Raw genomic sequence first — 24,764 nt, forward strand, 5'->3', positions numbered from 1 at the left:
ACCATGCAGACCGACGAGAAAGATCCAAGCCCGACGAGATCGAGCACCGCACGCAGCCGCGAACTGGGTGAGGAACTGCGCCGGATGCGGCATCACGTGAAGATGTCCGCCGGTGTCACCGCCGAAGGCCTGGGCTGGTCACAGGGCAAACTCGCCAAACTCGAGACCGGCAGCCGCAGCACCAGTCCGGTGGAGATCGGCACCCTGGTGGGTCGTCTGGGTGCCGACAAGCCCACCCGCGACCGGATCGTGGCCATCGCCACCGAACCGGACACCGGTAGCTTCCTCCGGACGCACGATCGCGCCCCGGACGCCCTGGTCGCCCTCGCCGTGCACGAGAAGGCGGCGCGGACCATCGCCGCCTACGAACCGCTGACCGTGCCGAGCCTGGCGCAGACCGAGGACTACGCGCACACCCTGACCCGCGACCGCAGCCTCGTCCAGGCGCGGATCGCCCGCCAGCAGCGGCTGCACCGGCCTGACGGTCCGGCCACCGTCCTGTTCCTCCACGAAGCCGCGTTGCGTTCGATGGTCGGCGGCCCCGACACCATGCGGGACCAGATGCTGCACCTGACCCTCATGTGCGGATGGCCACGGGTCCGCCCGCGCCTTGTTCCGGCGTCCGTCGGGTTCGACGCCGCCCTCGGCCGGCCGGCCACGCTGCTCACCTTCACTGCGCCGCTGCGGCCCTTGGCCTACGTGGAGATCGACACCGTTACGGTGTTCCAGGATGCTCCCGACGCCGTCACCCGGTACGAGGCGAAGATGCGACGCCTCGACGCGCTGGCCCTGTCCCCCGCCCTGTCCCGCGACGTGTTCGCCCGCTGGGCGGACGCCTACGAAAGGCAGGCCCGCTGATGCCCGTACGGCCGTTCCGTTGGCTGCCCCACAACCACAAGCGGCACGCCGTCGACGCCGACCTCGTCGCCCGGGACCAGGCGCGCACCCTCTGCGGCGAAGACCTGATCATCCCCACCACCCCACGCACCAAAGACCAATGGTGCTGGCCGACCTGCACCGAATGCGACCTGCGATGGCGGGCCGCGGAGGACATCCCGCCCTTCCCCCGCCAAACCCGCCCTACAGCACGTCGCCCGAGCCGCAGGACGACGAACCCAGCCCGGTCCGACCCGAAATCGGAACTCCACCGGGCCTGACCCCGACCTCGGAAACGACGGCACAGTGACCACCGACCGAAACGATCACATCACCATCCCGGACGCGACGTGGTCCAGGCTGCTCGCTCCCGACAGCGGCCTGGTCGCCCAGTCCGACACGCTGCGAACCGCCCTGGCACGCCTGGACGGCTACACGATCACGATCGAACTGCGCGAGCTGCAGCGCGACGCGCCGGAGACGGATCGACGGGTCCTGGAAGGACTCGTGGTCTTCCTCCGCTACACCGCCAGCCGGCGTCTGGGCGAGCACGAGGCCGCAACGACCGCCGCAGCCGAGGCGCGCAGGGCAGGCATGCGACGAACCGACCTCCACGACATGCGCCGCCTCGGCGCACTCGTCGTCGGCATCGCGCGGGGCAGGCTGCCCGCGGATCTGCACACCGAGGCCACGGAGCTGGTTCGGAAGCGCCTCGGCGCCGCCGAGGCGAACCGTCTCATCGCTCTGATCCGACGCGGACGCCGTTACCCCTGGGCGGTCTTCCTGCACCGAGCACAACGCCGTGGCGGGAGGTGACCGGTTGATGGAAGGCATGCCCACGCTGCGTGGCCGCGTACTCGGGCTGGAACTGCGCCAGCTCCGTGAGGCAGCGGGCCTGACCGTGACCGAACTCGCCGCCCGCACCCAGTGGCCTCCACACAAAGTCCGGCAACTGGAGAACGGCATCACCGACTCGTGGCCCACCGACCTCGCCACGTGCCGGCCGATGTACGGAACACAAGCAGACCGGCTCGCCGACGCGGCCCGACACGCCCACCGGCCCGATCTATGGTGCTCCTGGGGTGCCGAAGCGACGACCGTGCTCACCGTGCTCTGCCGCGGCGCGGAACGCATCGACCTGTTCGCACCCCTCGGAATTCACCCCGCCCTCGAACACCTCGACCCCGGGCGGTGCACCGCCTACGTGACCGACAGCGCCGTCATCGACCGCACCGACATCACCATCCGCGTCATCCCCCACAGCACCGGCATCCACCCCGGCATCGAACACCACCCGCTCACCTACTTCCGCATGCCCGACGGCCCCTCCGTCGTCCTCTACGCCTACCTCCACGCGGCGCACTTCACCGAGCAGACACCGCACCTGCTGTCGGCCTACACACTCTTCGACCGACTCGACCAGTTCATCAGCTCAGCAACCGAACGATGACCACCTCGACACATCCACTTCGGACAATCGAGCAGGTATAGTCCCCGTCCCAGTTCACGAAGGCCTGAACCTCCATGGCGCACACAGTCAAGCTCCGCACCGACACCTTCAACAAAGCCATGCGACTTGCGGGCTCCCAATCCGACTACGCGATGGCCAAAGCCATGGGCATCAACCGATCCACGATCGCCAGAGTGACCAGCGGCGAACTCCGACCCGGCCCCGTGTTCATCGCAAGCGCACTGACCGCACTGGCACCGATGCAGTTCCACGACCTGTTCGAGATCGTTCCCACCACCACGGCGCAGCCGAGCCGCGATGGAGACTGAGCGCATACCCACGACGCCGTCAGGCCATCGACGGCAACCGTCGAGGCAGGTCCCTGGGCGACTCCCACCGCACACTCGGCCCGCCAGGTTCCCACGGCCGCGATCGTCAAGAGGACCTCGCACCCCGCGCGACCGGACAAGCCGAACTCCTGGCCACTTCTGCCGCACACATGGCCGCCCTTTCGCCACCTCAGCACCCACCGCACGACAGACCAGGCTCCCTCAGAACACCGGCGCCGACGGGGAGCGCACGGCACGTACGCCGCCTCGCCCGCAATGTCGAGCACCTGAGGTCCTCTTCGACCGGCGGGCGGTCGCGCCGTCGTACAGACGAGTTCACCTCCGGAGTCGCACGAGCGCGGGCGACCACAACACCGACGAAGAACCGCATGCCTACAACGGTCCGCAGCAAGGAATGATCACGGCGGCGAGTGCTCACGGGCTCGTGACCGGTGGATCCCATCCTCGTCTGGACAGCTGCTTGCAACCGCGGCAGCGATCGACTCGGACCGCCGAATCGGGCCATCGGCGATTTGCCGAAACCCTGTCGTGGCCCACGCGGCTGGCGAACTCCGTCACCACAGGCCAGGATTACGACCGTGAATGATCCTCATGCCGATGCCTCCAGGGCCGAGAACGACTACTTCACGCAAGCCGAAAACCTCGGCGCGTCGAAGGAACACGCCGACCGAGTCCTGCGGCAGGCCATCCGCGATGCCAGCCGAGGAGAAGCCGCAGACCCATACGAACTCGCCAGTCTCCAACTCGCCGCCGACCTGCACCAGAACCCGGAGTGAGCTGGCCCCTGACCGTTGCCGACCGAGCTCCGGACGTATGCGGGCACCCGGCGGCGTCGGCCGTCCGCACGGGTAGGAGTTCCCGCAGATTCGGATACGACAGCCGCACCAAACGGCTCGGCAAATCCCGCCACTGGATGTCTTCCGCCGGAACAGGCCGGTACTGCCCAGGGATGACCGCGGCGGCGAAGACGGCAGTGGTCCGCACGGACCGGCCAGCACCCGCGTGGCCCTTCCGATCGGAGCCCGTGCCGGCAGCCGTGACCAGACCGACCCGGCAGCCACGATATTCCTCCTGCCAGTGTCCGCTTGCGTGCGCGCCGGACAAGGCCCACGAGGTCAGCGACGCCTCGCCCAGCTCTCCCCTGCCCTTCTCGTTCGGAGCTGCGGATCATCGGCCTCGACCAAGCCGCCACTCACCACACGATCGTGGACCGGCTGTGGCTTGTGGTCGTGGAAGGCACCGACGCCCGCCTACCTCCAGCACCGATCGCATCCCGACCGCCGTGACCAGCGGCCCCACCGAGGGCTAACACCGCCCTGTCAGGGGATCGTGTGGCCATCGGTCCACGGCCACCCTGGGAACGTGCGACGACTCGAAGTGCTATTGCCCACCGACTTGACCATCCGTGAGTACGCGGCCGTCGCCCACGCCGTGTGGGCAGTGCTCAACGCGGCCGGGATCGACGAGGACAGCTCGCTGCGGCCCGACGACGGGATCACCGACGCGGAGCTGAACGCCGCGTTCGACATGGACGTGAAGGGCTACCCATGGGGACCGTGACGGCGGAGTGAGTACGTTGATTGTCCCGGTCATCGTCTCGGCCTGGTCGCCGGCACCGTGCGATCCGCCTTTCAGGAGGTCGTCGGTAACCTGCTTCGCCGTCCGTGGACGTCCTGATCGCCGGGCCGTTCGAGGACCTTCTCGCCGCACCTTTCGACACTTTCGGCGTCCGCTGCGACCACGCCTGTCCTCGCTCCACGCGCTGTGCTGCCCTGACGACCGTTCACTCGACCGCAGCGGGCGCGGCGGAACCTGACCCAGGTGCCACGGCCTCACTGCGACAACTCGCACCACGTGCCGTGCCACCGCGAAGTTCAGGGCTGGACGTCGAACAGGTCGTAGCGGTCGAAGGTCCCGATCGAGGTGATGAGGCCATCGGCGGTCTCGACGAGCTACGCGATGTACGCAACGGGTTTGGTCGCCACGGCGCATGGGCCGCGTCACCGGGCGAGGTGCCACCATGACGAGGCATCGCTGACGGCTCACTGCCTTCACCCGTCCGAGATCTCCTTGCCACGCGGGCTGAACGGAATTCTTCGGCTGTCATCCGGTCTTCCCACCCCGTCGTTTGCAACGTACGTGTTGTCGGTCTCTCGGATGAGTCCGCCATCGGTCCATGGGTGGACGCGGACACGACCGGTCGGCGGATAGAACTGCGTCCACACGGACCTCATCCGTGATGCCGTCCCCGAGGAACGCGAGGAATTGCCATGCCCTCCATCACCCAGGCCGTCGCCGTCGCGTTGGCGGTGGTCGGATCGGTGTCTGCCACACCGGCGACGGCAACGGCAGGTGCGCCGAGCGTGCAGTGGAAAACCTGCGACCGACCGGTACAGGAAGGGGTCGAATGCGGCTCCATCACCGTGCCGGTCGACTGGTCGCATCCTGCAAAGGCACTGATGCCCGTGCAGGTGTACCGGCTCAAAGCCACCGACCGGGCCTCGGTCAAGGGCACGATCGCGAACTTCCCGAGCGGTCCCGGCACCACCGCCGACATCGCCTTCGCCGGACTGCGCGAGGCCGCGCCGGAGTACGACCTGGTCGGTGTCGACCCGCGCGGTGTCGGCGGCAGCAGCCCTCTGACCTGCGACCCACGCGGCGTCGACCTCCCACCGCTCGTCCCGCCGACCACCAAGGCCGGTCTGAACGAGCTGAGCATCGACCAGCAGCGTTTCCGGGCGGCCTGCACAGTGACGCCGGCCATGGCGGCGGACCACCTCGACGCCACCAGTGCCGCCCAGGACGTGGAGTACCTCCGCCGTGCGCTGCGCCTGCCCCGGATCAACCTCTACGGCCACTCCTACGGCACCCTGCTGGCAGAGAAGTACCTCGCTCATTTCGGCCGCTCCGCGCGGGCCTCGATCCTGGAAGGGATGATAGACCCCACCTTGAGCCGCCGGGAGTTCGTCACGACCGCAGCCGCCGCGAGCGAGACCCTCTTTGCGGCGTTTACCCGCTGGTGCGCCTCCACGACCACCTGCGCGCTCCAGGGCCAGGACCCGGTCGAGGCTCTCCGGCGCGCGCAGATCAACGCCGACACCGGTGTCATCCCCGGCGACTTCTACGGCAGGCCGTGGCAAGCGGCCGCGGTGACCTACCTCTTCGAGATCGAGGTGAGCGGGAACCGCATGGCATCGTTCGCCCGGCAGCTGCTCCAGCTCGCGCAGGGCGAGAACCCGGTACCTTCCACCGGCGCGCCGGGTGACACCGCGGAGGTAACGGAGAGGTTCCCCTATACCGATCCGATCGTGTGCCAGGACTTCCCGCTGGCGATCCGGGGCGCGGACGACGCCGCCGACGACCTGGCCGCCACCCGCCGGGTCGCCCCCACCGTCGGGTACAACGTCAACGCCCACCAGTACACCGCCGCATGCGTGGGCTGGCCGGGTCCGGTCCGCGGATCGGGCACACCCGTCACGTCCAGGAGCACACATCCCACGCTGCTGGTCGGCAACACCGGTGACATCGCCACCCCCGTCGCGTGGGCCGAGTCGGTGAAGCGACAACTCGGCGGCAAGGCGGCACTGCTCACCGTCGACCAGAACGGCCATTCCGCAAGCATCGACACGCCCGGCTGCGCCCAGCGGATCATCCGCGACTACCTCGACACGCTCCGGGCGCCACGAGGACGACACGATGCCCGGCACCCTCGGCGGACGGCAACTGAACACCCGCTCTCCCATCGACCAGCCGCTCGTCAGCCGCGCCAGGCAGGCACCTCCGGGGAGGCCACGGCATGTCAAGGCGAGGCGGAACCGCAATCGGCGCACGACCGCAAGGAGCAGCGGTTCGGCATGGCGAAGGACAAGGCCTTCCTGGGGAGTGGTCGAGGCCGGACCCACCGGTCAGCCGGATCCCGGCGCTGACACTCCCTCCCGTATCGCTCCCCGCCGACTGGAACCGCGCGGTCCCGCGGACCGTCGTGCCTGACGTAACGACCGGTCCGACCGATCAACCGGATCGGGTCGGACTGCCCGGCCGGGCACACCGCGCCGGTGGGAACGCATCGCCAGGATCCCGGGTCTGTCCGCCAACGCGGCGCTGATCACCGGCTGGGTCCCCGTCTCGCGGTTCAACGACGACGCCCCGGAGACGGCGGTTCGCGAGTACGTCGACGCCGTCGCGCCACCGCGGTCGACGCGATGCTCGACCCGGGCGGTTCGGTGGAGCTGTCGGGCTGCGGATTCGAGAACGACGACGAGTACGACATCGGGGTTTCGCGGGCTCCGGAAGATGTGCTCCAAGTCAGCCAACCGGACCACTGCGCCGTCGTGGTCGAAGAGTGCCTCGTAGCCGCGGCGGACCGCCTCGTCAGCGGAGCGGTCGGGCCCAGGACTCACCAGCGGTGCACCCGTCGCCCCGGCGGTCGTCGCTCGAGCCGCCGTCACGGAGGACTGCCACGGCTTCTCCACAGTGCCGCGATCGCGAGATCGGTTCGCCGGTCTGTGCCATAGTGAGCGTCGATCCGGGAATCCGTTGCCTGCCGTTATGCGGCTTTGCCTGGGGAGAAGATGGAAATCGAGTTACGGTTCGAGGCGGGTGAGGTCAGCAGTGGTTCCCACGACGACCTGCGGACGCTGTACCGCCATCTCGCCGACAACCCGGAGCTCAGGGAAGACGCCCGCGTGTCGATCCAGCGGGAGCCGGTGCGACCGGGTGAAATGGGCGCAACCGAGGTCGTGCTGGCCATGGTGGCCACAGCGGCGGCCCTGGGACAGTTGGCGGTCGCCATCCGGGCCTGGCGCGACCAGCTGAAACGTCCGACGAGCGTCCGGCTCGTCGTCTCCGACGAACACCGGGAACCCACCCGGGCGGTCTCCGAGGCGTTGTGTGGGCCGGAGGAGGCGCGGCCGGGAACGGACGGCGCAAGAGCGGTCGGTGCCGGTCCCATCGGGCGGATCGACCCGGACAACTCCGCCTGCGTGCTCATTGGCGTGGACACCTACTACGACCAGGAACTGCCGTCGCTGCGCGCGGTGTACAACAACGTCGAGCAGCTACACGACGTGCTGACCGACGAGAACATCTGGGGCGTCAAGACCGGCCGCATCCGGAAGGTCCACAACCCGCGAACCCCCACCGAGCTGGTCCAGCCGATCCGTGAAATGTCCGAGCTGGCCACCGACACCCTGATCGTCTACTACTCGGGGCACGGGCTGAAGGACCTCCTGGAGAACGAGCTGTACCTCGCCCTGCCGAACTCCGTGCCCGGTCAGCCGGAAAGCGCTGTCCGCTACAAAGCCATCAAGCAGGCGATAACCCAGAGCCGCCAGGCTCGGCGCGTGGTCGTGATCCTCGACTGCTGCTACAGCGGCGTCGTGATCGACGGCGGCATGTCTGCGGCCACGGACGACATCCGCGCCGACGCCGGCGTCGAAGACGTCCGGGGCTCGTACCTGATGTGCTCCGCAGCGCCCAACCGCAAAGCGCTCGCGCCGAGCGCCGACGTGTGCACAGTGTTCACCGGAGAACTGGTGGACGTCCTCGGGCGCGGCATCCCCGAGGGAACCGGGCTTATGATCAGCCTCGGCGCGGTCTTCCGGGAGGTGCGAAGGCGGCTGAAGAGGGACAACCGGCCGGAACCGCAGGAGCAGGACCAGAACCAGGTCGGCGACCTTCACTTCGCGCACAACCTCGCGCGACAGGAAAAGCCGGTTTCCGAGGTCACGGTCCCCGCGCCGCGGACGCGTCGGCAGCGCGTCCTGCGCAGGCTGGGACTCGCCACGGTGGTGGTAGTGGCGGCTGCCGCGGGGTTCGCCGCACAGCTCGGCGTCGACTGGTGGCGCGGGCTCCGTGCGGCGGCTCCGGTCCCCGCCGGCGGTCAGTGCTCCCCCAACGCCACCCTGCTCAGCTATTCGGACCAGCTCGACAAGGTCGAGGTGAGCGGCGAGCGGGTGACCGGGTTGTCGGCGCTGGCGTTCACCGGCCGGTCGAGCGTGCTCGTCCTCGCGGACAACGAACCTGGTCGGGTCTTCCCTCTGACTCTGGAGAACCCGCAGCGGCTGGAGGTCTCCATCGGCATCGGCCGAACGCTGCGCGACCCCGACGGGGCGCCGTACACCGGAGGTATCGACGGCGAGGGCCTGGTGATCGAGCACGGCACCGGAACGATGCTCGTGAGCTCGGAGGACGGCCCGACGATCCGCCGCTTCCAGATCAGCAACGGCCGCGAGGTCGGGGAGCCCGTCGTCGTGCCGACCGTGCTGCGGAACCCGCCTGTCGGCGACGCGCAGAACGGCCGCACCATCGAGGCCCTGACGGCGACACCCGAGGGCGACCACCTCTACGCGGGCTGGGAGGCGCCGCTCAACGGCGATGGCGACCAGCGAGGTCGCAACCGGTTGAGAATACAGCGTTACCTCGGTGAACCGGGCGGCACGTACACGCCGGACCGCCAGTACGCCTACGAGACCGACGCGGGGCTCTACCTGACCGAGCTCGCCTTCGTCGAGCGGGATCGGCTGCTCGCGCTGGAACGGCAGTACGTGGAAGGGCTCGGCAACGCCGTCCGGGTCTACGACGTCAGGCTCGCCGACACCGAGGACGTCACCGACGACCCCACACTCTCCGACAACACCGCCGACGTGTTCTCGCCTCGCACGCTCCTGTTCGACCTCGCGGACTGCCCGGCGGGCAGCCCCGGCCAGGTCGCCGTCAAGGAGCCGCAGCCGAACCCCCTGCTCGGCAACGTCGAAGGCATGGCTGTCGGTCCCGAGGAGACCACTGGCCCGGAGAAGGGCACCCGCTTGCTGTACCTAGTCACCGACGACAACTCCAACAGCGTCCAGATCACCCGACTGTACGCCTTCCGCATCACGCTCCCAGACTGATCAATCCGCTTATGGAATGACAGGAATTCTGCGCTGAATCGCAGCGCCGTGCCTCGACGAGGGGGTATGCGGCCAGGGCTGTGTCACGCAACCTTGGCCAGGTATCGGTCCAGGTTCGGATGCGTGAGTCGGTGACGAAGCCGGTCCTGGGTCGGCTCGCGCGTTGCGCCGGCGGATGTAGGTCGTGATGGTTGCGTTCCGCCCGGCACGGGTGCGGTGGTCGGTGCGTTGAGGACGAAGTAGAGCAGGGCGGTGGACTCGGCCTCGATCCAGTCGACCATCTGGGGTAGGTCGGCAGGAACACCAGCTCGGCGGCGTCATCGACGGCCAAGCCCAGGACTGCGGTGCGGCAATGCGGCGAGAAGTTGCGGGCCACGGTGTACAGCTTCCGCTCAGGCCACCCTGGTGGGCAAAGCCTTGAGAAGGTCCAGGAACTCGACGTGTCGTTTGCCGCGCCGGATCCGGCGGCGGCTCAAGGGCTTGAGGCCCAGCCACCGCGGGGCCGGGACTGGGCCGTTCCGATTGTGGCACGGGGCTTCGCGGTCCGCCATGACGCTCAAGCCGGTTGGCGCACGTAGTAACGGGTTATTGGATGCTGGTCGGCTTCTGTTGATGCTCCGCGATGCCATTTGAGCGCTATTTCAGAGGTGGGCGAGAGCCTGCCGTTCGACCTGACCTCCCGGGAAGCCCTGCTGGAAAGCGTGCACACCCTCCGGCGACCACGCGTGAACTCGTCCGGGCCGGCGGGTGCGCGGGGGTCGGGTCGGCGCTCGCTCCTCGACCTCGTCACCGCGCGCGAGGTGGTCAAGGTCTCCCTCCCGTTGATGTTCAGGATGATCGGCGACCTGGTGACGATGCTCGTCGACCGGATCTGCCTGGCCCGGTACTCCGAGACGACGCTCGCCGCGTCCGGGCCGGCGGTGTTCACCGGTATGACGATCATCATGCTCGCCACCGGGATCGTCGGCATCACCCGCGTCGTACGTGGCCCAGGCGCACGGCAGGGGGATCGGCCGGGCGGGTTCGACGAGGGCGCGATCGGCGTCATGCTGGGGCTGTTCGTGGCCGTAGTGCTACTCGCCGCCACACCGTTGGTCGTGCGCATCCCAGAGTTGAGCGACCTGCCCCCGGAAGTCGTCGCGTAGGTGGCGGTCTTCCTGGAGTGGTCGACCCGCTTCGGCGCGGTGATGGTGCTGAACACGGCCGGCCTCGTACTTCAACGGCGTCCGGAACACCCCGATCCCCATGCTGGTCGGACTGGCCGGGCAGGTCGTCGGCGTGGTGCTGGCGATCGGCCTGATGGTCGGCAAGTTCGGCCTGCCCTATTTTCTACGCACAGTGACGGTCAAGCGTATAACGGTAGTCCATGCGGTCCGTGTCGAATTCCGGTTCAGCGGGTCCAATGGACCGACTACAGACAGAGGCGCCATGTCCGAATTGGAGAGAAATCGATGCTTCGCAGACTCTTGACCATTGCGGTTATGCTCGTCGCGGCGGCGGAATTTCCGGTGCCCGCGCAGGCCGCAACCACCCTCGTGACCTGTGTGGGCCAATCCACTCAGACCTACAACCCACCGCTCACCTTGAGCATGCAGATGACCGACATCGACGCGGACGTGACCTACAGCGGTTGTACCGGCGGGCCGGTGACGGCCGGAACCGCGGCCGTCACCACCACAGCACAGGCCAGCTGCGTGCTCAGCGGCCCATCCACCGTCACCCAGCAGATCATCTGGAACAGCGGTGCCACCAGCACCACCACTGGCGACACCATCGCCACCCGCGCCCTGGGGCAGACGATCGTCGCCACGCGGGGAACCGTGACGACTGGCCTGTTCGCGGGCGCCCGGTTCGTGCGACGGTCGTCTTCGTGAACCCCGATCCCCTGGCCTGCCTGACCACCGGAGTCGACACCGTCAGCGGCCCTCTGACAATCACCTTCACCGGCTGACCGACCTCCGCCCACCACACTGCCGAACCATTGCCGGCAGGCACGCACGACAGCGGCGTTCCGGCATCCATGAGACCTGCTTGCGGCGAGACACCGTGCTTGGGTGCAGCGTCGCGGAAGTGCGGAGTCGTCGCCTGCTTGTGCCTGGCGGGTGCGATCGTGCAGGACGGCGCGACCGGCATGCTGTGCCACCGCCCTGCGCCACACTGCCGAACCGCGTTGATCACACGCCCCGAACCGCGTCGACATGATCGAAGGGAAGCTCCTGGTGGCCATCCGACCTTTGCCGGCAATCCGGCCACCAGGAGCCTCGCCATGACGGTGGCACAGAGCGGCTCGTACAGAAAGTGAGAACATCGCGACCTGGCATGCCCAGGGCGGCGGTCCGTGAGGCCCGTTCCAGGGCGGGAAGTACTCCAGCAGTTGGCCCGCCGCCGGTTGATCGCCCAGGTCCGGCCGGCGGCCAGGTCGTAGCGGTGCACGGGCATAGCTACCCCCCTACCAACCAGCCGATCGTGAGCAGTACAGCCCAAGTCGCGAGAAAATGGAGCGGCCACACGTCCAGCCTGGTGAGCACTTGATCGTCTGCATCCGGGTTGTCTTGACGGGCTTTTTCGATCCGGCGCTTCATGCTCTCCTGCATTCGATAGCCAGTGACCGAACTGGCCAGCGAGGTCGCGCCAGCGGCGATGTTGATCCGGCGCCCGTTGCGCAGAAGCACCGCGAGCCGATCATCCACCACCACCGAATCGACTGAGGACCATGGCACCCAACTCTTGGTGAACCAGTTGACGACAACAAGCCCGCGCTGCCTCACCTCGGCCCTTGGATGGATTGTGGCGAGCAGTCCGGGCCACACTACGCAGACATTGATCACCAGAGCCGTCAAACGATCGGCGTAGGTGCTGTCCGGGTGCGGACTCGGGCTGACCACGATGAAGATGGCAATGGCGAACGCGACAGCGGCCATCACGGATCCGAAGATCACGTCGGTGCGGCGCCGGATGACGGTGACGGTGTCGCCCAGGTCTGGTTTCATACCGCCCTCATGGCCTTGGTGCGGTAGGCGTCCCACGATTGGATGGCAGCGATCTGGAAGGTGTTGACGTGTGCGTTGTTTCCCCAGTTGCGGGCCGTTGCGCGCCAGTTCACCGGGAGGGTATGGCGGACGCGGGCCTTCCAGTGCCGACCGTGCTTCTGGGGTGTGCGAACCACACTCTTGGCGAACCAACTGGAGGACATCGCTCGGCCCGCTCCGCCGCCGATCGCGGTGAACGCGGCGTTGAGGGCGAAGTTCTTCATGTCGACGCGACCGGTCGTCCCCCACTCGTGAGCCGTTTGGGCACCGAGAAGCACGGCACCTGCGACCAGGCACGCGCCTGCGCTGGCGACCACGCAGCCCACGGCGACCGCCACGGACGCGACGGTGAGGGCCTTCTTGAAGAAGCCGCCCCAGTCGACGCGACCGTCGAGGTCGTTGGCGTTGATCGGGTTAGCGGTGACGTAGTCGTAGTCGTAGTCGTAGTCCTTGGCGCTGCGGCCGTCGACAGGGTCCACCGACAGGAAGCGGCCGAGCAGCGGGCTGTAGGGGCGGGCGCCCATCTGCACGAGCGACAGTGCCACGGCATGCTCGTAGGGGCGCTGGTGCTGGCCGAGCCAGCCGTAATCCATCTGGCCGGGCTGGTTGTCCGGCACGGCGTCCGGGTCGACGGTCCCGTCGGTGGTGAGGGGTTCGCCGTAGGAGCTGTAGGTCCGCAACGGGCCGGCCTGGTTGCCGGCGGTGTCGGTGGTCAGGCTGAGGTCACCGCGCACGGTCGGGCGGTCGAACGAGCGGCCGGTGCCGGTCACGATGAGCAGTACGCCGCCGGGCAGGGCGATGGACCTGGTCAGGACGTTCTTGGCGCTAACGATGCGGTCGGTGGCGTCCCGGGTGTAGGCGATGTCGGCCGGTTCCGCTCCGGGGGTGCGGGCGGCGGTGTTGCGACCTGCCCCGTCCCATTCGAGGTTGGTTGTGCTGCCGGCGTTGGTGAACCGGGTGGTGTTGCCGTGGTTGTCGTACTCGATGCCTGTTACGGCTGTCGCGCCGGTGGTGGCCAGTAGTCGGTCCGCCGTGTCGTAGCAGTAGGCGGTCTCCGCGGTCCCGGCGGAGGTCCGGTCCAGCAGTCTGACGCGGTTGGTGTTGGCACCGGCGTTGGACGCGCTGCCGGTCGGGCAGGTGGACGAGGCGGGTGAGGTGAAGTCGTAGGTGTAGTGGTGGCCCGCCACCCACGCCTCGGTCAGGCGACCCGCCGCGTCGTAGACGTAATTCGATGCGCCGGGCCGGGCGTCGACGCCGCCGAGCGTTTCGTCGATGATCGTGCCGGACTGCGAGCGGGTCACAGCGGACACGATGTCGCGTCCGTCGGCGGTTCGCTGGGCGATGGCGACACCACCGCGAAGGACGTCTCCGGCAACAACCGCAACGGCGTCTACTCGGGCACGGTCAACCGCAAGCAGCCCGGCGCCCTGCCCGACGACAACGACGCCGCCGGAGGCCGCGTGGAAATCCCCGGCGACGGACTGACCGTCGACGGCACGATGACCGTCGAGATGTGGGTCAAGCCGCGTGTCACCGACCAGTGGAACGGCTACCAGGACCTGATCAACAAGATCGACCACTCCGACACCCGCCGGTCGGCGTTCGACCTGGTCCTGCGCGACGACTACAAACTTTGGCTGAGCGGCATCCTCGACGAGCACCAGCCCGCTGCTTTCACCGGAGATTGGCACGAGAGTGGCCAAACGATGGAGAAAGGTGCTCTGAGCTGCAAGAATATGGCTTGTCGCGAGGGCCGTATCAGCGCGAGTTCAGGAACACCTTTCTGGTGGGCGAGTCTACCGGGTTCTATCCGTCGTTGACCGTCGACACCGCCGGGACGGGGGTGGTGTCGCAGGCGGCGTTGGGCCGGTGGCGGGCACCGACAGCGATCCACGATCCCGGGAAGATCGTATGCGATCTGGCGATCGCGTTGGCCGTGGGCGGTGACTGCCTGGCCGACATCGCGACCCTGCGCGTCGAACCACGGTGCCTTCGGTCCCGTGGTCCACGAACGAGCACAACGGATGGAACCCGAACCCTCTCTTGAACGTCGGTGCGGCGTTCTGCTTCTCGGAGTGCGCGTCGAGCAGGGTGGCGTCCAGATCGAGGATCAACGGGTGCTGCGACTTCGCCCCTCGATCAGGGGCTGGCCACCCGTCCTGGTGTCTGTGAAGGCGCCTCGTCCAACGACCGCTCTGGCCGAGGGAGAAGACGCCCGTGTGAGGACCTCTTAGCCGGATGCCCGGGGCTGGGCTGTCACTTCGGTTTCTGGGCTGCGGCCAGGCAATTCGGCCAGTCGCTGAAGTCCTTGTTTTGGGCCCAGAGCCGGTGTGCCGCTTGGATGTTCCACTCCGGGTCCAACGCGTCCCGGGGTGTGCCGCGCAGGTCGCGCAGCCTGGCGTCGGATATCTGGAACACGCCCCAGTTCCGGCTGCCGTCGGTGTTGGGCAGGACGTGCAGGGGGTCCAGGAACGACTGGCAGTCGGCTATGCGTACGGCCAGCTCGGGTGCCTCGGCGAACACCTCGTGGATGCGTGCGGTGACCTTCTCCGGGGCCCAGGTGGTCATGGTGACGTCGGAGGTGTAGAGGGCCTCCTTCGTCCGGGGGTTTACCAGTCCGTCAGCGTCCAGGCCGGCCAGAGCCTGGAAGGCCGTGACCCTGCGGAGCGTTTCCGGGCCGAACTGGCCGTCCACTGCCATCTTCGCGCCGTGGTCGACGAGGAGTTCCTGGACCTCGACCACGCAGTCGTCGTGCTGCCCCATGGTGATGGGACTGCCGCACTCGGGCCCGAACAACTTTCGGCCGGACCCGGGACGTTCGGTGGCGGAGGCCGCGGCAGGGGGCGGTGCGGCCCGCTGCTCTCCGGCGTCGACCATTCCACGGACGTTCCAGGTGATCACGGCGGTGAGCAGTACGGCCACGGCCAGGCCCGCCGAGATCCAGGGGCCTCGGCGCCACAGCTCCATGACCGGGGGAGGGGCGGCCGGCAGAGGCTCCTCCTCCTCGGCGGTGAGGAGCGGAGCGGTCGGGGCGGCGTCGGTGGGCGCGTCGGCGCGTGGCTCCTGGGTGTGGGGCTCCTGTTCGTGGGGCTGCGCCGCCTCGTCTGTGGTGGCGGGGCCTTCCCGCCCTTGTGCCGCGGGGTCCTTGATGTCCGGCTGGCTCTCGTTGGCCAGGTCCCACTTGCGGTACAGCTCGCAGATCTCCCGGTCCTGGGCCTCCGCCTGCCTCGCCAGGAGTTCGATGACCTGGAAATCGGGCGGTACGGCCCTCCCGGTGCAGTAGCGGTGCAGTGCGGAACGGCTGACGTTCAGTCGGGAGGCGAGTGTGTCGTAGCTGTGCGGTGTGCGTTCCTTGAGCTCTCGCAGTGCCTCTGCCAGAGCATGCACAGAATCGTCGACCCGCTTCCCGGGCATTTCATTCCTCCCCGATCGGTCCGCTGTACAGACGTTCGGGGAACCCTAGCCCGGGTGGGTGCCCGCCTTCCTGTGGCAGTCAGGGGATGGACACCAGGCAATCCGGCCATGCGGAGAAGTCCCGCGTTCTCGACCAGATGCGTCGGGCCGCTTCGATGTTCCAGGCGGGGTTGATGGCCTGCGCGGGCGTGCCGCCGAGCTGGCCGATCTGTGTCTCGGTCAGCTGGAAGACCCCCCACGTGCGGGACGCGCTCCCGTCGGACATCACGTACAGGGGATCGAGGAGCGACCGGCAGTCGGCGATCCGTACGGCTTGCTCCGGTTCTTCGGAAAAGGTCGCTCGGATGTGCCGGACGACCTGGTCGGGGCTCCAGGTGGCCAGGGAGACGCCGCCCCGGTAGAGGGCTCGGGCGGTGGCTTCCTCCACCACGCCGTTGGGCGGCACACCGGCGAGAGCCTGGAAGGCCAGGACCCGGCGGCGGACGTCGTGCGTGTAGCGGCCGTGGGTTTCGGTGCCGGCGGCGCCGGCGGACCGCAGCAGGCGCTGGACCTCCTTGACGCACTCGCTCTGCTGGCCCAGTCCGACCGAGCTCGGACAGGCTTCGGAGAGCAGCAGTCCCCGCTCGGCGGTGTTCGGGGATAAGAGCAGCGGCGCCGTGATCAGCGTCGTAACGGTCAGGAGCGCGGCGAGGGACGTGGCCGTCCTGCGGAACCGTCGTCGTTCGGCCGGTGAGGAGAGGTGCGGCTCCGGTGCCGAGGCAGGGGACGGGGCGAGGACGGGGGGCTCCGGTGCGTGGGCCAGGGGATGGGCTTCCCTGTCGGTTCCCGCCGTCGGTGGCGGAACGGCAACGGAGGCGGCGGTCGGATCGGGGACCGGAACCGGGTCGGTCGCCCGTGACGGCTCTTCGGTCGCGCGCACCCAGATGGCGTGCAAGGCCAGCAACCGCTCCCGGTCGGCGCCGCAGACCTTGGCGATGCGCTCCACCACGGCGAACTCCGTGGGTACGGCCGCGCCTGTGCAGTACCGGTGGAGTGAGGAGCGGCTGACGCCGGTACGGGCCGCGAGGGCTTCGAAGGTGAGCCTCGAACCGTTCTTCAGCGCGCCCAGTTCGCGGGCCAGCTCTTCTCCCTGGCCGTCGCCCCCCACTCGTCTCCGTCCTCCCGTACCGCTCCGCACCCCCCGGCAGATGTTACCGGGGACGATAACGGGCCGTCGTGTCAATCCCCATCCCGTTCCCGTCCCATCACGCCGGATCGTCGCAGGTCGGAGCAAGCCTCGCGTCCCTGTGTCCCATTGCCGTCCGCCGACGTTGACCGCATTGCCGAGCGTCTGGAAGAACTGCCCCAGCTCGTCTCCCGCCGGGGGCGAGGGGTGCTCCCCGGTTCCGCGACGACGCAGAGACGACAGACGCGACACGACAGGAGAAGGCATCCATGAAGACCAACCGCATGCTCCGCACCAGAGCGGCTCTCGCCGTGGGGGTGACCCTGCTGTCCGGTGCTGCCGTGGCAGGCACCGCCGGGCCGGCCGCGGCCGCGAGCGGCTGCAACTCGACCTACACCAGCGCCAAGAGCTTCATCGAGTGGCGCGGGGAGGCACGCATACCCGCCTGGAGCGACGGCACCTATCTGAGTCTCAACTGCTCGATGCAGTTGGGGTCGTCCGGCGCCGGCGTCAGGGCTCTGCAGACTTCCCTCAACAAGTGCTACGGCGAATCGCTGGATGTGGACGGGGACTTCGGGCCGCGGACACGTGACGCGCTCAAGCGAGCCCAGGCGAGGGAGCGCATTTCAGTGGACGGCGGCTACGGCCCGCAGACACGCAACGCCCTCGGCTGGTACTACAAGCCCGTCACCCCCATGGGCTCCGACGAGTGCAGCCGGCTCTGACACGCCGGCGTTCCGAACGCGGCGATGACCGCGCACGCCAGAGGCGGGCTCGGAACGGGTGAACCCCTTCAGCGCCGCCGTGAACGGGCGTGCAGCGTCGCTGGGTCGAGGAACCGCGTCCCCTCAAGGGCTCCCGCGCCGCGAGGGTCGGAGGCGGGAGGCCGGTGCCTCCGGCACCGGCCTCCCGCCGGTTCCTGACCCCGCCGAAGCCGCAGCCGAGCCGCAACCGGACCGCTCCCCGCGCCTCCCCACCGCCCATCGCGCTGGGCGACGGACTTGGACCATGGAGGATGTACATGTCAGTGGACCCCGACATTCTAGCCGCCCAGCAGTGGGTCAACGCGACCTACGCAGACGCGCCCGGGTACGTACCGTGTCCGGAGGATGGCAGTACGGGCTGGGCGACGGTGGACTGCCTCACCCAAGGGCTCCAGCACGAGCTGGGAATCTCCCCGACCGTCAAGACCTTCGGGCCGGGCACTCTTGCGGCGGTGAGGCAGCGCTACCTGTTCCCCGACCAGGAGACCAACCAGAACATCGTCCGCATCTACAGCGCCGCCTTGTGGTGCAAGGGCTACTACGGCCCGGCGCATCCCGCCATATGGGACTTGAGGGCCGCGACCTCCCTCGCTCAGCTCTACAACGACATCGGTCTCGACTTTCGAGAGCCCCTCGACGCAGACCTGTGGGCCCGCGTCACCCGTTCGCTACTGCGCATGGACCAGTTCCGTACCGTGCCCGGCGGCGACGGCACCACCAAGCGCATCCAGCAGCACCTCAACCAGCGCTACGTCCAGCAAGCCCGCATCCCCGCCATGAACCTGGTGCCGACCGACGGCCACTACTCGCGCGACGTACAGCAGGGGCTGATGCTGGCCGTCCAGTACGAACTCGGCCTGGACAAGGCCACCATCAACGGCTACTTCGGCGACGGCACGCAGCAGGCCCTGAAGACCGTGGGCACCGGCAGCGACCTGCCCTACAACCTGAGGGTGCTGTTCCGCGCCGCCTGCTGGTTCAACTCCCCCACCTGGGACAGCAACGGCAGCGCCGTCCACTTCCACCCCGAGAATGTGCTCGACGAAGATCTCTGGGAGGCCACCGAGCCCTGGGTGCGCACCTTCCAGACGTTCTCCCAGCTCCCCACCGGCGGCGACAACTACAACTTCCAGACCTGGGCCCAGTTGCTCGTCTCCAGCGGTGACACCAGCCGCGCCGCCGAAGGCTGTGACACCGCCGCGTACACGAGCAAAGAACGCGCCCAAGCCCTCAAGAACAAGGGCTACAGGCTCATCGGTCGGTACTTGGACGAGCACCTCGACCCTGACGACGAGCACTACCTCGGCAAGGCGCTCAAGCTCGGCGAGGCACAGGGCATCATCGACGGCGGTCTCGGGCTCTTCCCGCTGTTCCAGTACAACGGCACCCAGCTGTTCAACTTCACCTACGCGAAGGGGTACGAGCAGGGTCTCAAGGCGGACTCCAAGGCCAGGGAACACGGCATCCCCCACGGCTCCTGCATCTACTTCGCCGTGGACTACGACGCCCAGGATCACCACATCACCTCGAACGTCGTGCCCTACTTCCACGGTGTCCGCACGGCCCTTGAGCGGAGCGGCGCCCGCTACATCTTCGGCGTCTATGGCACCCGCAACGTATGCGAGCGCGTCTCCCGCGAGGCCGGCGCCCGCTGGTCGTTCGTCTCGGGCATGTCCTGGGGCTACTCCGGGAACCTCGGCTACCCGATGCCGCACAACTGGTCGTTCAACCAGATCCGCGAGTACCAGTTCCAGGCCGGCTACGGCCTCGACCACAACATCCATCGGAAGAACAGCGACGAAGGCGCGTGGCGCCTCGACGCCACGGGCACTGGCGACCAAGGCCTGCGGAACTACATCGACCACGTGAAGCGCATCGAGGGCGCCATCTCCGCCATGGGCGACGGACCTCCCCGGCACGCTGTGATCGACAACACTCTCGCCTTCCTGCGCTGGGCCGAACCCAATTACCACGACTGGAAATGGCGGGCCGTCCTCGGCGACATCTGGAAGGAGGTCCTGGATGCCTGCGCGGCCGCGGGCATCAAGCCCGGCGACATGCGCAAGTACTACGATCCGCGGGCGAACCACCACATCACCCTCGCGCACTTCGGCGCCGCCGCCGAGGGCCACTACGACTCCCCCGGAAGCGGCACCGACGCGGCCGTGGGAGAAGCCTGCGGATGGGCGGGGGACATCCTCAACGCCTACACGCAATGGCGTGAGAACCACCGCTCGATGTCCGGCGAGGACTTCTGTGTCCAGGTCGTCGGATCTGCCACGGTGGAATCCCGGTTCAGCAGTGACAATCTCATCGCCGATGTCGATGCCTACAACATCTCCCAGTACCTGCACGGCTTGGACGGCGAGTCCGGCGGCAACGGGGACGACAGGCTGCTGTCCGACGCCCTGTTCACGTATCACTTCTGGGATGGAGCGAACCGCTCGGCGAAGCGGTTCACCCACTTCTACGAGAACCGGTTCGGCGGCAGCCCCAGCGCGTTCCGGGCGACCGTGCGGAACATCCTGCTGGATTTCGAGTTCAACTCCCTATTCGACTGGGGCAAGGGGTTCTTCCTGCCCGAAGACGAAAGTCAGCACCCGGACCGGATTCCCTCGGACCAGCTCGCCTCGTTCGTCGACGGACTGCACACCGTCATCACCCGCCGCATGGAAGGGGAATAGCATGAGCCGCACCATCACGCGCCGGGGAGTCCTCGCCGCCGGGGCCGCCATCGCCATGGCCGCCTGGATCACCCACGCTGGCCCGGCTGTCGCCGCCCCGGGCGCCGCATCGAACGGGAAGAGCGCCAAGTGGACCCGGGACAGATCCGTGAACGGCTGGCCCATCACCCCCGACGCCGTCAGCACCCACCTGGTGGACGGCTCGACAGCCTCCGTGGACTTGCGTGACGGCCCAGTGGCAACCGTGCTCCTGCACATCGCGCGACGCTGGCACTACGAGATCGCACCACTCGACACCGGCCAGGGCGGCGGCATCAGCGGCCACACCACCAACCGGACCATCGCTGCGGACTACGAGTCGAACTACCTCTCCGGCACCGCACTGTGCCTCCACCCCGCCGCCTACCCCCTCGGGGGCTCCGAAGGGCTCTGGCCCCACCACGAACGGATCGTGCGGGACATCCTCCTGGACTGCGAAGGCACCGTCGTATGGGGCGGTGACCTCAGCCCTGTGAAGCCGTCCCACTTCCACATCGCGGCGGGGCCGGACAGCAATGCCCTCGCCGACGTCGTCGAACGGCTGTCCCCGCTGCCCGGCCTCGGGCGGACCCGCGGAGCGGGGGCGGTCGGAGACCCGGCCCACCCCTCAAGGCGGGTCAAGGCACGCCGTCTTGAACGCTCCCAATACAACTGACCCAAGCACCGGAGAAGATCACTCATGAGAAGAACACGGTGGAACATGAAGTACACGAGAGCGGTCGCGGCCGTCACGGCCGCGGCGGCCGCATTGACGCTGGGAGTCTGCGTCACGCCCACATCGGCCAAGCCGTCGGACGGATGGGTGCGGGGCTACGGAGACTTCTCCGACGACTGGAACGATGAGGGGCCCCTCTCACGGACCTCGTACGCGAGCTCCAACGCCACCTGCCTGTGGCAGAAGATCCTATGGGCCGAGAACGTGTCGTACGCCGGAACCAGCACGAGCGAGACCTTCACCAAGGACAAGATTGACGGGATTTTTGGCAGGAACACCGCCAGAGCGACCTGGTCATTGCAGTCTCGCTGGAACCTCGGGACCGACTCGACCGTTGGTGGAGCGACGTTCGGCAGGGCCGCCAAGAATCTCACTTACGTGGGCGGCAGCACCGCCTCGGGCATGGGACTGACCCTCCAGTACAAGGGGAAGGGGCACACCTTCAGCATCAACCGGAACACGGAGGGCAAGTACACCTTCCTCGACCGCTCGGGAGACTGGCGTCAGGCAGGCTACGGCTACCACAGCTGCGGCTGACACCCGTTGCGGACCCGGCATGCCGGCTGCCGGGCATGCCGGGTCCGCCTGTCGCTGGAACATCCGCGTGACATGTACGGAGGCGCCGGCCGGTTGCTCCCGACAGCGCTCCACAGCCACAGCTTGCCACCGGCGCCCCCTGGCAGGTCATCTCCTGCCTCATGTGCTTCGACCCCGACTCCCGCGTCCACGAGGCCCGCCCCCGCCGGGAAGGCACGGGCACGAAGACCACGACCTGAGATGGCCGCCGACGGGCGGGCCACGGCCTGTGGGGTGAAAGCGGACGTCGTCCATCTCCGCCGACGTGCGCCTCCGGCCGGGCGGCACGTGCCGGGGCACGCCGAGGACTTGGCCCCGCGTCGTCTCGCTCAGCCGGAAAACACCTCGGCCAGGGCCTTCCAGGAGCCTAGCCCGTTGCTTTCACGGGGATTGGCGTGAGAGTGGCCAGCTCATAGAGAAAGGTGCTCTGAGCTGCAAGGATATGGCTTGTCTAGGGCCTTGTCCGTGCGAGTTCAGGAGCACCTTTCCGGTGAGCAAGCGTACCCGGTCGTATCCGTCGTTGACCGTCGACACCGCCGGAACGGGAGTGGTGTCGCAGGCGGGCGCGACGTTGCTGGTCGAGACCGTGCACAAGACAGACCTGGGCCGGGCACTGTCGACGGCGTTGGGTCGGTGGCGGGCACCGACCGCGGTCCACGACCCAGGCAAGATCGTGTCCGATCTGGCGATCGCGTTGGCCGTCGGCGGTGACTGCCTGGCCGACATCGCGACCCTGCGTGCCGAACCGGGCCTGTTCGGCCCGGTCGCCTCGGACCCGACGGTGTCGCGGCTGATCGATGCCCTCGCCCGTGACTGCGACAAGGCCCTGGCCGCGGTGGACGCCGCCCGCACGCGGGCACGGGCGGCGGCGTGGAAGGCGGCCGGCCGACACGCCCCCGACCACGGCATCGGCCCCGACAAGCCGTTGATCGTCGACCTGGACGCGACCCTGGTCACCGCGCACTCCGAGAAAGAGAACGCGGCCCCGACGTTCAAACCTGGCTACGGTTTCCACCCGTTGTGCTCGTTCGTCGACCACGGCACGCCAGGCACCGGCGAACCACTGTCGTTGCTGCTGCGGCCCGGCAACGCCGGATCGAACACCGCCGCCGACCACATCACCGTGCCCCGGAAGGCGTTGCGGCAGTTGCCGTTCACCGCCAAAGGCGGACGCGTCGGACACAAGGTGCTGATCCGCGCCGACGCCGGTGGCAGGTCGACAGCAACCCGGCACAGCGCCTCGGTCCGACCCACCGTCATCGGCAAGGGCGGTCGCAACGCAGTGGCCACCCTGATGGAGCGCACCAGCCGCTTCTCAACGCAGCGATGTGGGACGTCGACGACGCCCGCGGCTACGCCGTGGAGCATCTGACCGACAGCGATGGCGTACCGGCGGTGGACGAGACCGGGTTGTCTGAAAAGAGGAAGTCCACCGGGGTCTGCGGTGTCGCGGCCAGCTTTCCGACTGGTACTCACGTACGAACCGGAGGCCGAAGTCCTCCGCGACCAGGACTGCTGGTTCGACTACGCCCCGAGCGCCACCCACCGGCTCCGACCGGAGCGCACCGGGTCACGGGGGCGGCGGGTCCAGAAAGACGGCATGCTTGGGCAGCACGCCGGGCAGGCCGTTCCCGTGACCGATCACCCCGGCCTCTGTAAGGCCACCAGCCCACGCGAACACACAAGCAGCACCCCGACGACCGCCGTCGTGCCACCCGCCGCCATAAGGCCGAGACGCCCCGAAACCAGGCCCACCAACCCGAGCGCCACCAGTGCACCGCCTACCCACACGCCCCACCGCCACCGCCCGCGCCTGCGCTCCGTCGCCGCGACACTGTGCACAGCGAACGTCAACTCACGCGCGCACACGACACACCGAAGCCGGTGCCGCACCACGGGTTCTCCGTCTGCTGGACGCTGCACCTCCCACGGCACGGCACCCCGGTACTCGAACGAGGCGGCGCCCGGCGAGGTACGCGCCCAAAAGTTCACCCGATGACGCACCACGGCCCGATGACTCCCGGCCAGCTTCACCGGCACGCCGCACCCCTTCCGCCGCAGGACTCACACGAGCGCGTCACCGACACTATCGAATGCGACGAAGAAGCCCACGCCGAACGAAGGAACCACACCGGCCAACGGACGGGACTCGTCGCGCTCCGGACCCTCCACCGCTTCCTCAACCCGGCTGGCCTTGGCGAGCATCTCGGCGATCGACACAGTCCGCATCGGATCCGAAGGATCCTCGGCGTAGAAGTCGACCAACCCGTCGCACCGGACTCGCGGCGGAGCACGCAGTACTCCCGCATCTGCCGGATGCGTTCCCGCCCTTCACCCCGCTCATAGAGCTCGTGGTCGTCGGCGGAGATCACCGGCAGCACCCTGTGGTGTTCCGCCAACCGCTGCTCGAAGGCCGCCAACGCCGCGGCGTCGAGCGCGTCGATGAACGTCGAGATATGTACGGTCTGCACGTCCGGACGGCTGACCGCCAGGCCCGCCGTCCAAGGGCCCACCTCCTGTGGATCGGCGGGCTCCTCGGCACAGACCGCGGCCAGCCCGTCGACGATGCGCAACAATATGTCGTAGACCTCGTAGCTGTCTCAGTACACCGCCCCAGACCGGCCGGACGGCGCGGCGTCGGAGCGCAGCCCGCACCGGTCCACCCACGCGATCACCGCAGCCTCGACCTCCGCCGCGTCTCGATCACCGGATACCCCCGCTCCAGCTACGCGCGCACCGCGGCGGGCTGCTGCTCGTAGACACGACGCCGGTTACCGCGGGATGAACCCGTCTCGACGCAGCCACAGACCCA

The 24,764-nt window shown here is 68.3% G+C and carries 22 protein-coding genes and 3 pseudogenes; 18 read left to right on the top strand and 7 right to left on the bottom strand.

The features are described from left to right. The first annotated feature begins 3 nt into the window (after window positions 1-3). The 9 genes from ACRAKI_RS22270 to ACRAKI_RS22310 all read left to right on the top strand — a co-directional run bounded on the left by ACRAKI_RS22270 (window position 4) and on the right by ACRAKI_RS22310 (window position 9,566). Window positions 4-858 carry a helix-turn-helix domain-containing protein gene (locus tag ACRAKI_RS22270; RefSeq protein WP_447002445.1) on the top strand — a complete coding sequence of 285 codons (855 nt, stop codon included), beginning with the start codon at window positions 4-6 and terminating at the stop codon, window positions 856-858. Beyond that, window positions 858-1,157: a zinc finger protein gene (locus ACRAKI_RS22275; RefSeq protein ID WP_447002446.1), complete on the top strand. Its 300-nt coding sequence runs from the start codon at window positions 858-860 to the stop codon at window positions 1,155-1,157. The genes ACRAKI_RS22270 and ACRAKI_RS22275 overlap by 1 nt, the downstream gene beginning before the upstream one ends. A gap of 25 nt (window positions 1,158-1,182) precedes the next feature. Then, window positions 1,183-1,692 (top strand): hypothetical protein, encoded by a 510-nt coding sequence (locus ACRAKI_RS22280; RefSeq protein WP_447002447.1) that lies wholly within the window; start codon window positions 1,183-1,185, stop codon window positions 1,690-1,692. A gap of 7 nt (window positions 1,693-1,699) precedes the next feature. Next, window positions 1,700-2,326 carry a Scr1 family TA system antitoxin-like transcriptional regulator gene (locus ACRAKI_RS22285; protein WP_447002448.1) on the top strand — a complete coding sequence of 209 codons (627 nt, stop codon included), beginning with the start codon at window positions 1,700-1,702 and terminating at the stop codon, window positions 2,324-2,326. Window positions 2,327-2,400: 74 nt separating this feature from the next. Continuing rightward, a complete protein-coding gene (locus ACRAKI_RS22290; RefSeq protein ID WP_447002449.1) occupies window positions 2,401-2,655 on the top strand; it encodes a transcriptional regulator in 255 nt (84 codons plus the stop codon). Window positions 2,656-3,254: 599 nt separating this feature from the next. Next, a complete protein-coding gene (locus ACRAKI_RS22295; RefSeq protein WP_447002450.1) occupies window positions 3,255-3,452 on the top strand; it encodes a hypothetical protein in 198 nt (65 codons plus the stop codon). A gap of 619 nt (window positions 3,453-4,071) precedes the next feature. Next, window positions 4,072-4,236: a hypothetical protein gene (locus ACRAKI_RS22300; protein ID WP_447002451.1), complete on the top strand. Its 165-nt coding sequence runs from the start codon at window positions 4,072-4,074 to the stop codon at window positions 4,234-4,236. Window positions 4,237-4,985: 749 nt separating this feature from the next. After that, window positions 4,986-6,602 carry an alpha/beta hydrolase gene (locus ACRAKI_RS22305; RefSeq protein ID WP_447008480.1) on the top strand — a complete coding sequence of 539 codons (1,617 nt, stop codon included), beginning with the start codon at window positions 4,986-4,988 and terminating at the stop codon, window positions 6,600-6,602. Window positions 6,603-7,247: 645 nt separating this feature from the next. After that, on the top strand, window positions 7,248-9,566 hold the full coding sequence (locus ACRAKI_RS22310; RefSeq protein WP_447002452.1) for an effector-associated constant component EACC1: 2,319 nt from the start codon (window positions 7,248-7,250) through the stop codon (window positions 9,564-9,566). An 83-nt stretch (window positions 9,567-9,649) separates the two neighbouring features. Here the strand turns inward: ACRAKI_RS22310 and ACRAKI_RS22315 are convergent, their stop codons facing one another. Further along, on the bottom strand, window positions 9,650-9,847 hold the full coding sequence (locus ACRAKI_RS22315; protein ID WP_447002453.1) for a hypothetical protein: 198 nt from the start codon (window positions 9,845-9,847) through the stop codon (window positions 9,650-9,652). A 366-nt stretch (window positions 9,848-10,213) separates the two neighbouring features. Here ACRAKI_RS22315 and ACRAKI_RS22320 point away from each other — a divergent pair, with 366 nt between their 5' ends. The 3 genes from ACRAKI_RS22320 to ACRAKI_RS22330 all read left to right on the top strand — a co-directional run bounded on the left by ACRAKI_RS22320 (window position 10,214) and on the right by ACRAKI_RS22330 (window position 11,440). After that, window positions 10,214-10,711: a hypothetical protein gene (locus ACRAKI_RS22320; protein ID WP_447002454.1), complete on the top strand. Its 498-nt coding sequence runs from the start codon at window positions 10,214-10,216 to the stop codon at window positions 10,709-10,711. A 100-nt stretch (window positions 10,712-10,811) separates the two neighbouring features. Continuing rightward, window positions 10,812-11,036 carry a hypothetical protein gene (locus ACRAKI_RS22325; RefSeq protein ID WP_447002455.1) on the top strand — a complete coding sequence of 75 codons (225 nt, stop codon included), beginning with the start codon at window positions 10,812-10,814 and terminating at the stop codon, window positions 11,034-11,036. An 11-nt stretch (window positions 11,037-11,047) separates the two neighbouring features. Then, window positions 11,048-11,440 carry a hypothetical protein gene (locus ACRAKI_RS22330; RefSeq protein WP_447002456.1) on the top strand — a complete coding sequence of 131 codons (393 nt, stop codon included), beginning with the start codon at window positions 11,048-11,050 and terminating at the stop codon, window positions 11,438-11,440. A gap of 567 nt (window positions 11,441-12,007) precedes the next feature. Here the strand turns inward: ACRAKI_RS22330 and ACRAKI_RS22335 are convergent. Together ACRAKI_RS22335 and ACRAKI_RS22340 are read right to left on the bottom strand one after the other, a co-directional pair. Further along, on the bottom strand, window positions 12,008-12,556 hold the full coding sequence (locus ACRAKI_RS22335) for a hypothetical protein (RefSeq protein ID WP_447002457.1): 549 nt from the start codon (window positions 12,554-12,556) through the stop codon (window positions 12,008-12,010). Beyond that, complete coding sequence (locus ACRAKI_RS22340) at window positions 12,553-14,256, bottom strand: RHS repeat-associated core domain-containing protein (protein ID WP_447002458.1); 1,704 nt, start codon at window positions 14,254-14,256, stop codon at window positions 12,553-12,555. The genes ACRAKI_RS22335 and ACRAKI_RS22340 overlap by 4 nt, the downstream gene beginning before the upstream one ends. Before the next feature lie 125 nt (window positions 14,257-14,381). Between ACRAKI_RS22340 and ACRAKI_RS22345 the strand changes: the two are divergent. Further along, a pseudogene (locus ACRAKI_RS22345) lies at window positions 14,382-14,579 on the top strand (IS1380 family transposase); the annotation flags it as partial. Window position 14,580: 1 nt separating this feature from the next. On the opposite strand, the pseudogene ACRAKI_RS22350 reads toward ACRAKI_RS22345, so the two are convergent. The 3 genes and pseudogenes from ACRAKI_RS22350 to ACRAKI_RS22360 form a co-directional block, all read right to left on the bottom strand. Next, a pseudogene (locus tag ACRAKI_RS22350) lies at window positions 14,581-14,751 on the bottom strand (IS1380 family transposase); the annotation flags it as partial. Between the two features lie 100 nt (window positions 14,752-14,851). Continuing rightward, a complete protein-coding gene (locus ACRAKI_RS22355; protein ID WP_447002459.1) occupies window positions 14,852-15,982 on the bottom strand; it encodes a helix-turn-helix domain-containing protein in 1,131 nt (376 codons plus the stop codon). Window positions 15,983-16,088: 106 nt separating this feature from the next. Then, window positions 16,089-17,156 (bottom strand): helix-turn-helix domain-containing protein, encoded by a 1,068-nt coding sequence (locus tag ACRAKI_RS22360; RefSeq protein ID WP_447002460.1) that lies wholly within the window; start codon window positions 17,154-17,156, stop codon window positions 16,089-16,091. Window positions 17,157-17,443: 287 nt separating this feature from the next. Here ACRAKI_RS22360 and ACRAKI_RS22365 point away from each other — a divergent pair, with 287 nt between their 5' ends. The 5 genes and pseudogenes from ACRAKI_RS22365 to ACRAKI_RS22385 all read left to right on the top strand — a co-directional run. Continuing rightward, window positions 17,444-17,899 carry a peptidoglycan-binding domain-containing protein gene (locus ACRAKI_RS22365; RefSeq protein ID WP_447002461.1) on the top strand — a complete coding sequence of 152 codons (456 nt, stop codon included), beginning with the start codon at window positions 17,444-17,446 and terminating at the stop codon, window positions 17,897-17,899. 302 nt (window positions 17,900-18,201) lie between these two features. Next, window positions 18,202-20,622 carry a glycoside hydrolase domain-containing protein gene (locus tag ACRAKI_RS22370; protein ID WP_447002462.1) on the top strand — a complete coding sequence of 807 codons (2,421 nt, stop codon included), beginning with the start codon at window positions 18,202-18,204 and terminating at the stop codon, window positions 20,620-20,622. A 1-nt stretch (window position 20,623) separates the two neighbouring features. Beyond that, window positions 20,624-21,316: a hypothetical protein gene (locus ACRAKI_RS22375; protein ID WP_447002463.1), complete on the top strand. Its 693-nt coding sequence runs from the start codon at window positions 20,624-20,626 to the stop codon at window positions 21,314-21,316. Between the two features lie 45 nt (window positions 21,317-21,361). Continuing rightward, window positions 21,362-21,913 (top strand): peptidoglycan-binding domain-containing protein, encoded by a 552-nt coding sequence (locus tag ACRAKI_RS22380; RefSeq protein ID WP_447002464.1) that lies wholly within the window; start codon window positions 21,362-21,364, stop codon window positions 21,911-21,913. 529 nt (window positions 21,914-22,442) lie between these two features. Further along, window positions 22,443-23,165: pseudogene (locus ACRAKI_RS22385) on the top strand (transposase); the annotation flags it as partial. Window positions 23,166-24,016: 851 nt separating this feature from the next. Here ACRAKI_RS22385 and ACRAKI_RS22390 read toward each other — a convergent pair. Further along, window positions 24,017-24,217, bottom strand: a complete 201-nt coding sequence (locus tag ACRAKI_RS22390; RefSeq protein ID WP_447002465.1) for a hypothetical protein — start codon at window positions 24,215-24,217, stop codon at window positions 24,017-24,019. Window positions 24,218-24,764 lie beyond the last annotated feature (547 nt).

The sequence above is a fragment of the Saccharothrix isguenensis genome (assembly GCF_052936305.1).

What these genes read in the sequence shown, in the direction of transcription:
- ACRAKI_RS22270 (WP_447002445.1), top strand. Translation starts at nt 4, where the DNA reads ATGCAGACCGACGAGAAAGATCCAAGCCCGACGAGATCGAGCACCGCA.
- ACRAKI_RS22275 (WP_447002446.1), top strand. Translation starts at nt 858, where the DNA reads ATGCCCGTACGGCCGTTCCGTTGGCTGCCCCACAACCACAAGCGGCAC.
- ACRAKI_RS22285 (WP_447002448.1), top strand. Translation starts at nt 1,700, where the DNA reads ATGGAAGGCATGCCCACGCTGCGTGGCCGCGTACTCGGGCTGGAACTG.
- ACRAKI_RS22290 (WP_447002449.1), top strand. Translation starts at nt 2,401, where the DNA reads ATGGCGCACACAGTCAAGCTCCGCACCGACACCTTCAACAAAGCCATG.
- ACRAKI_RS22310 (WP_447002452.1), top strand. Translation starts at nt 7,248, where the DNA reads ATGGAAATCGAGTTACGGTTCGAGGCGGGTGAGGTCAGCAGTGGTTCC.
- ACRAKI_RS22315 (WP_447002453.1), bottom strand. Translation starts at nt 9,847, where the DNA reads ATGGTCGACTGGATCGAGGCCGAGTCCACCGCCCTGCTCTACTTCGTC.
- ACRAKI_RS22325 (WP_447002455.1), top strand. Translation starts at nt 10,812, where the DNA reads ATGCTGGTCGGACTGGCCGGGCAGGTCGTCGGCGTGGTGCTGGCGATC.
- ACRAKI_RS22330 (WP_447002456.1), top strand. Translation starts at nt 11,048, where the DNA reads ATGCTCGTCGCGGCGGCGGAATTTCCGGTGCCCGCGCAGGCCGCAACC.
- ACRAKI_RS22335 (WP_447002457.1), bottom strand. Translation starts at nt 12,556, where the DNA reads ATGAAACCAGACCTGGGCGACACCGTCACCGTCATCCGGCGCCGCACC.
- ACRAKI_RS22365 (WP_447002461.1), top strand. Translation starts at nt 17,444, where the DNA reads ATGAAGACCAACCGCATGCTCCGCACCAGAGCGGCTCTCGCCGTGGGG.
- ACRAKI_RS22375 (WP_447002463.1), top strand. Translation starts at nt 20,624, where the DNA reads ATGAGCCGCACCATCACGCGCCGGGGAGTCCTCGCCGCCGGGGCCGCC.
- ACRAKI_RS22380 (WP_447002464.1), top strand. Translation starts at nt 21,362, where the DNA reads ATGAAGTACACGAGAGCGGTCGCGGCCGTCACGGCCGCGGCGGCCGCA.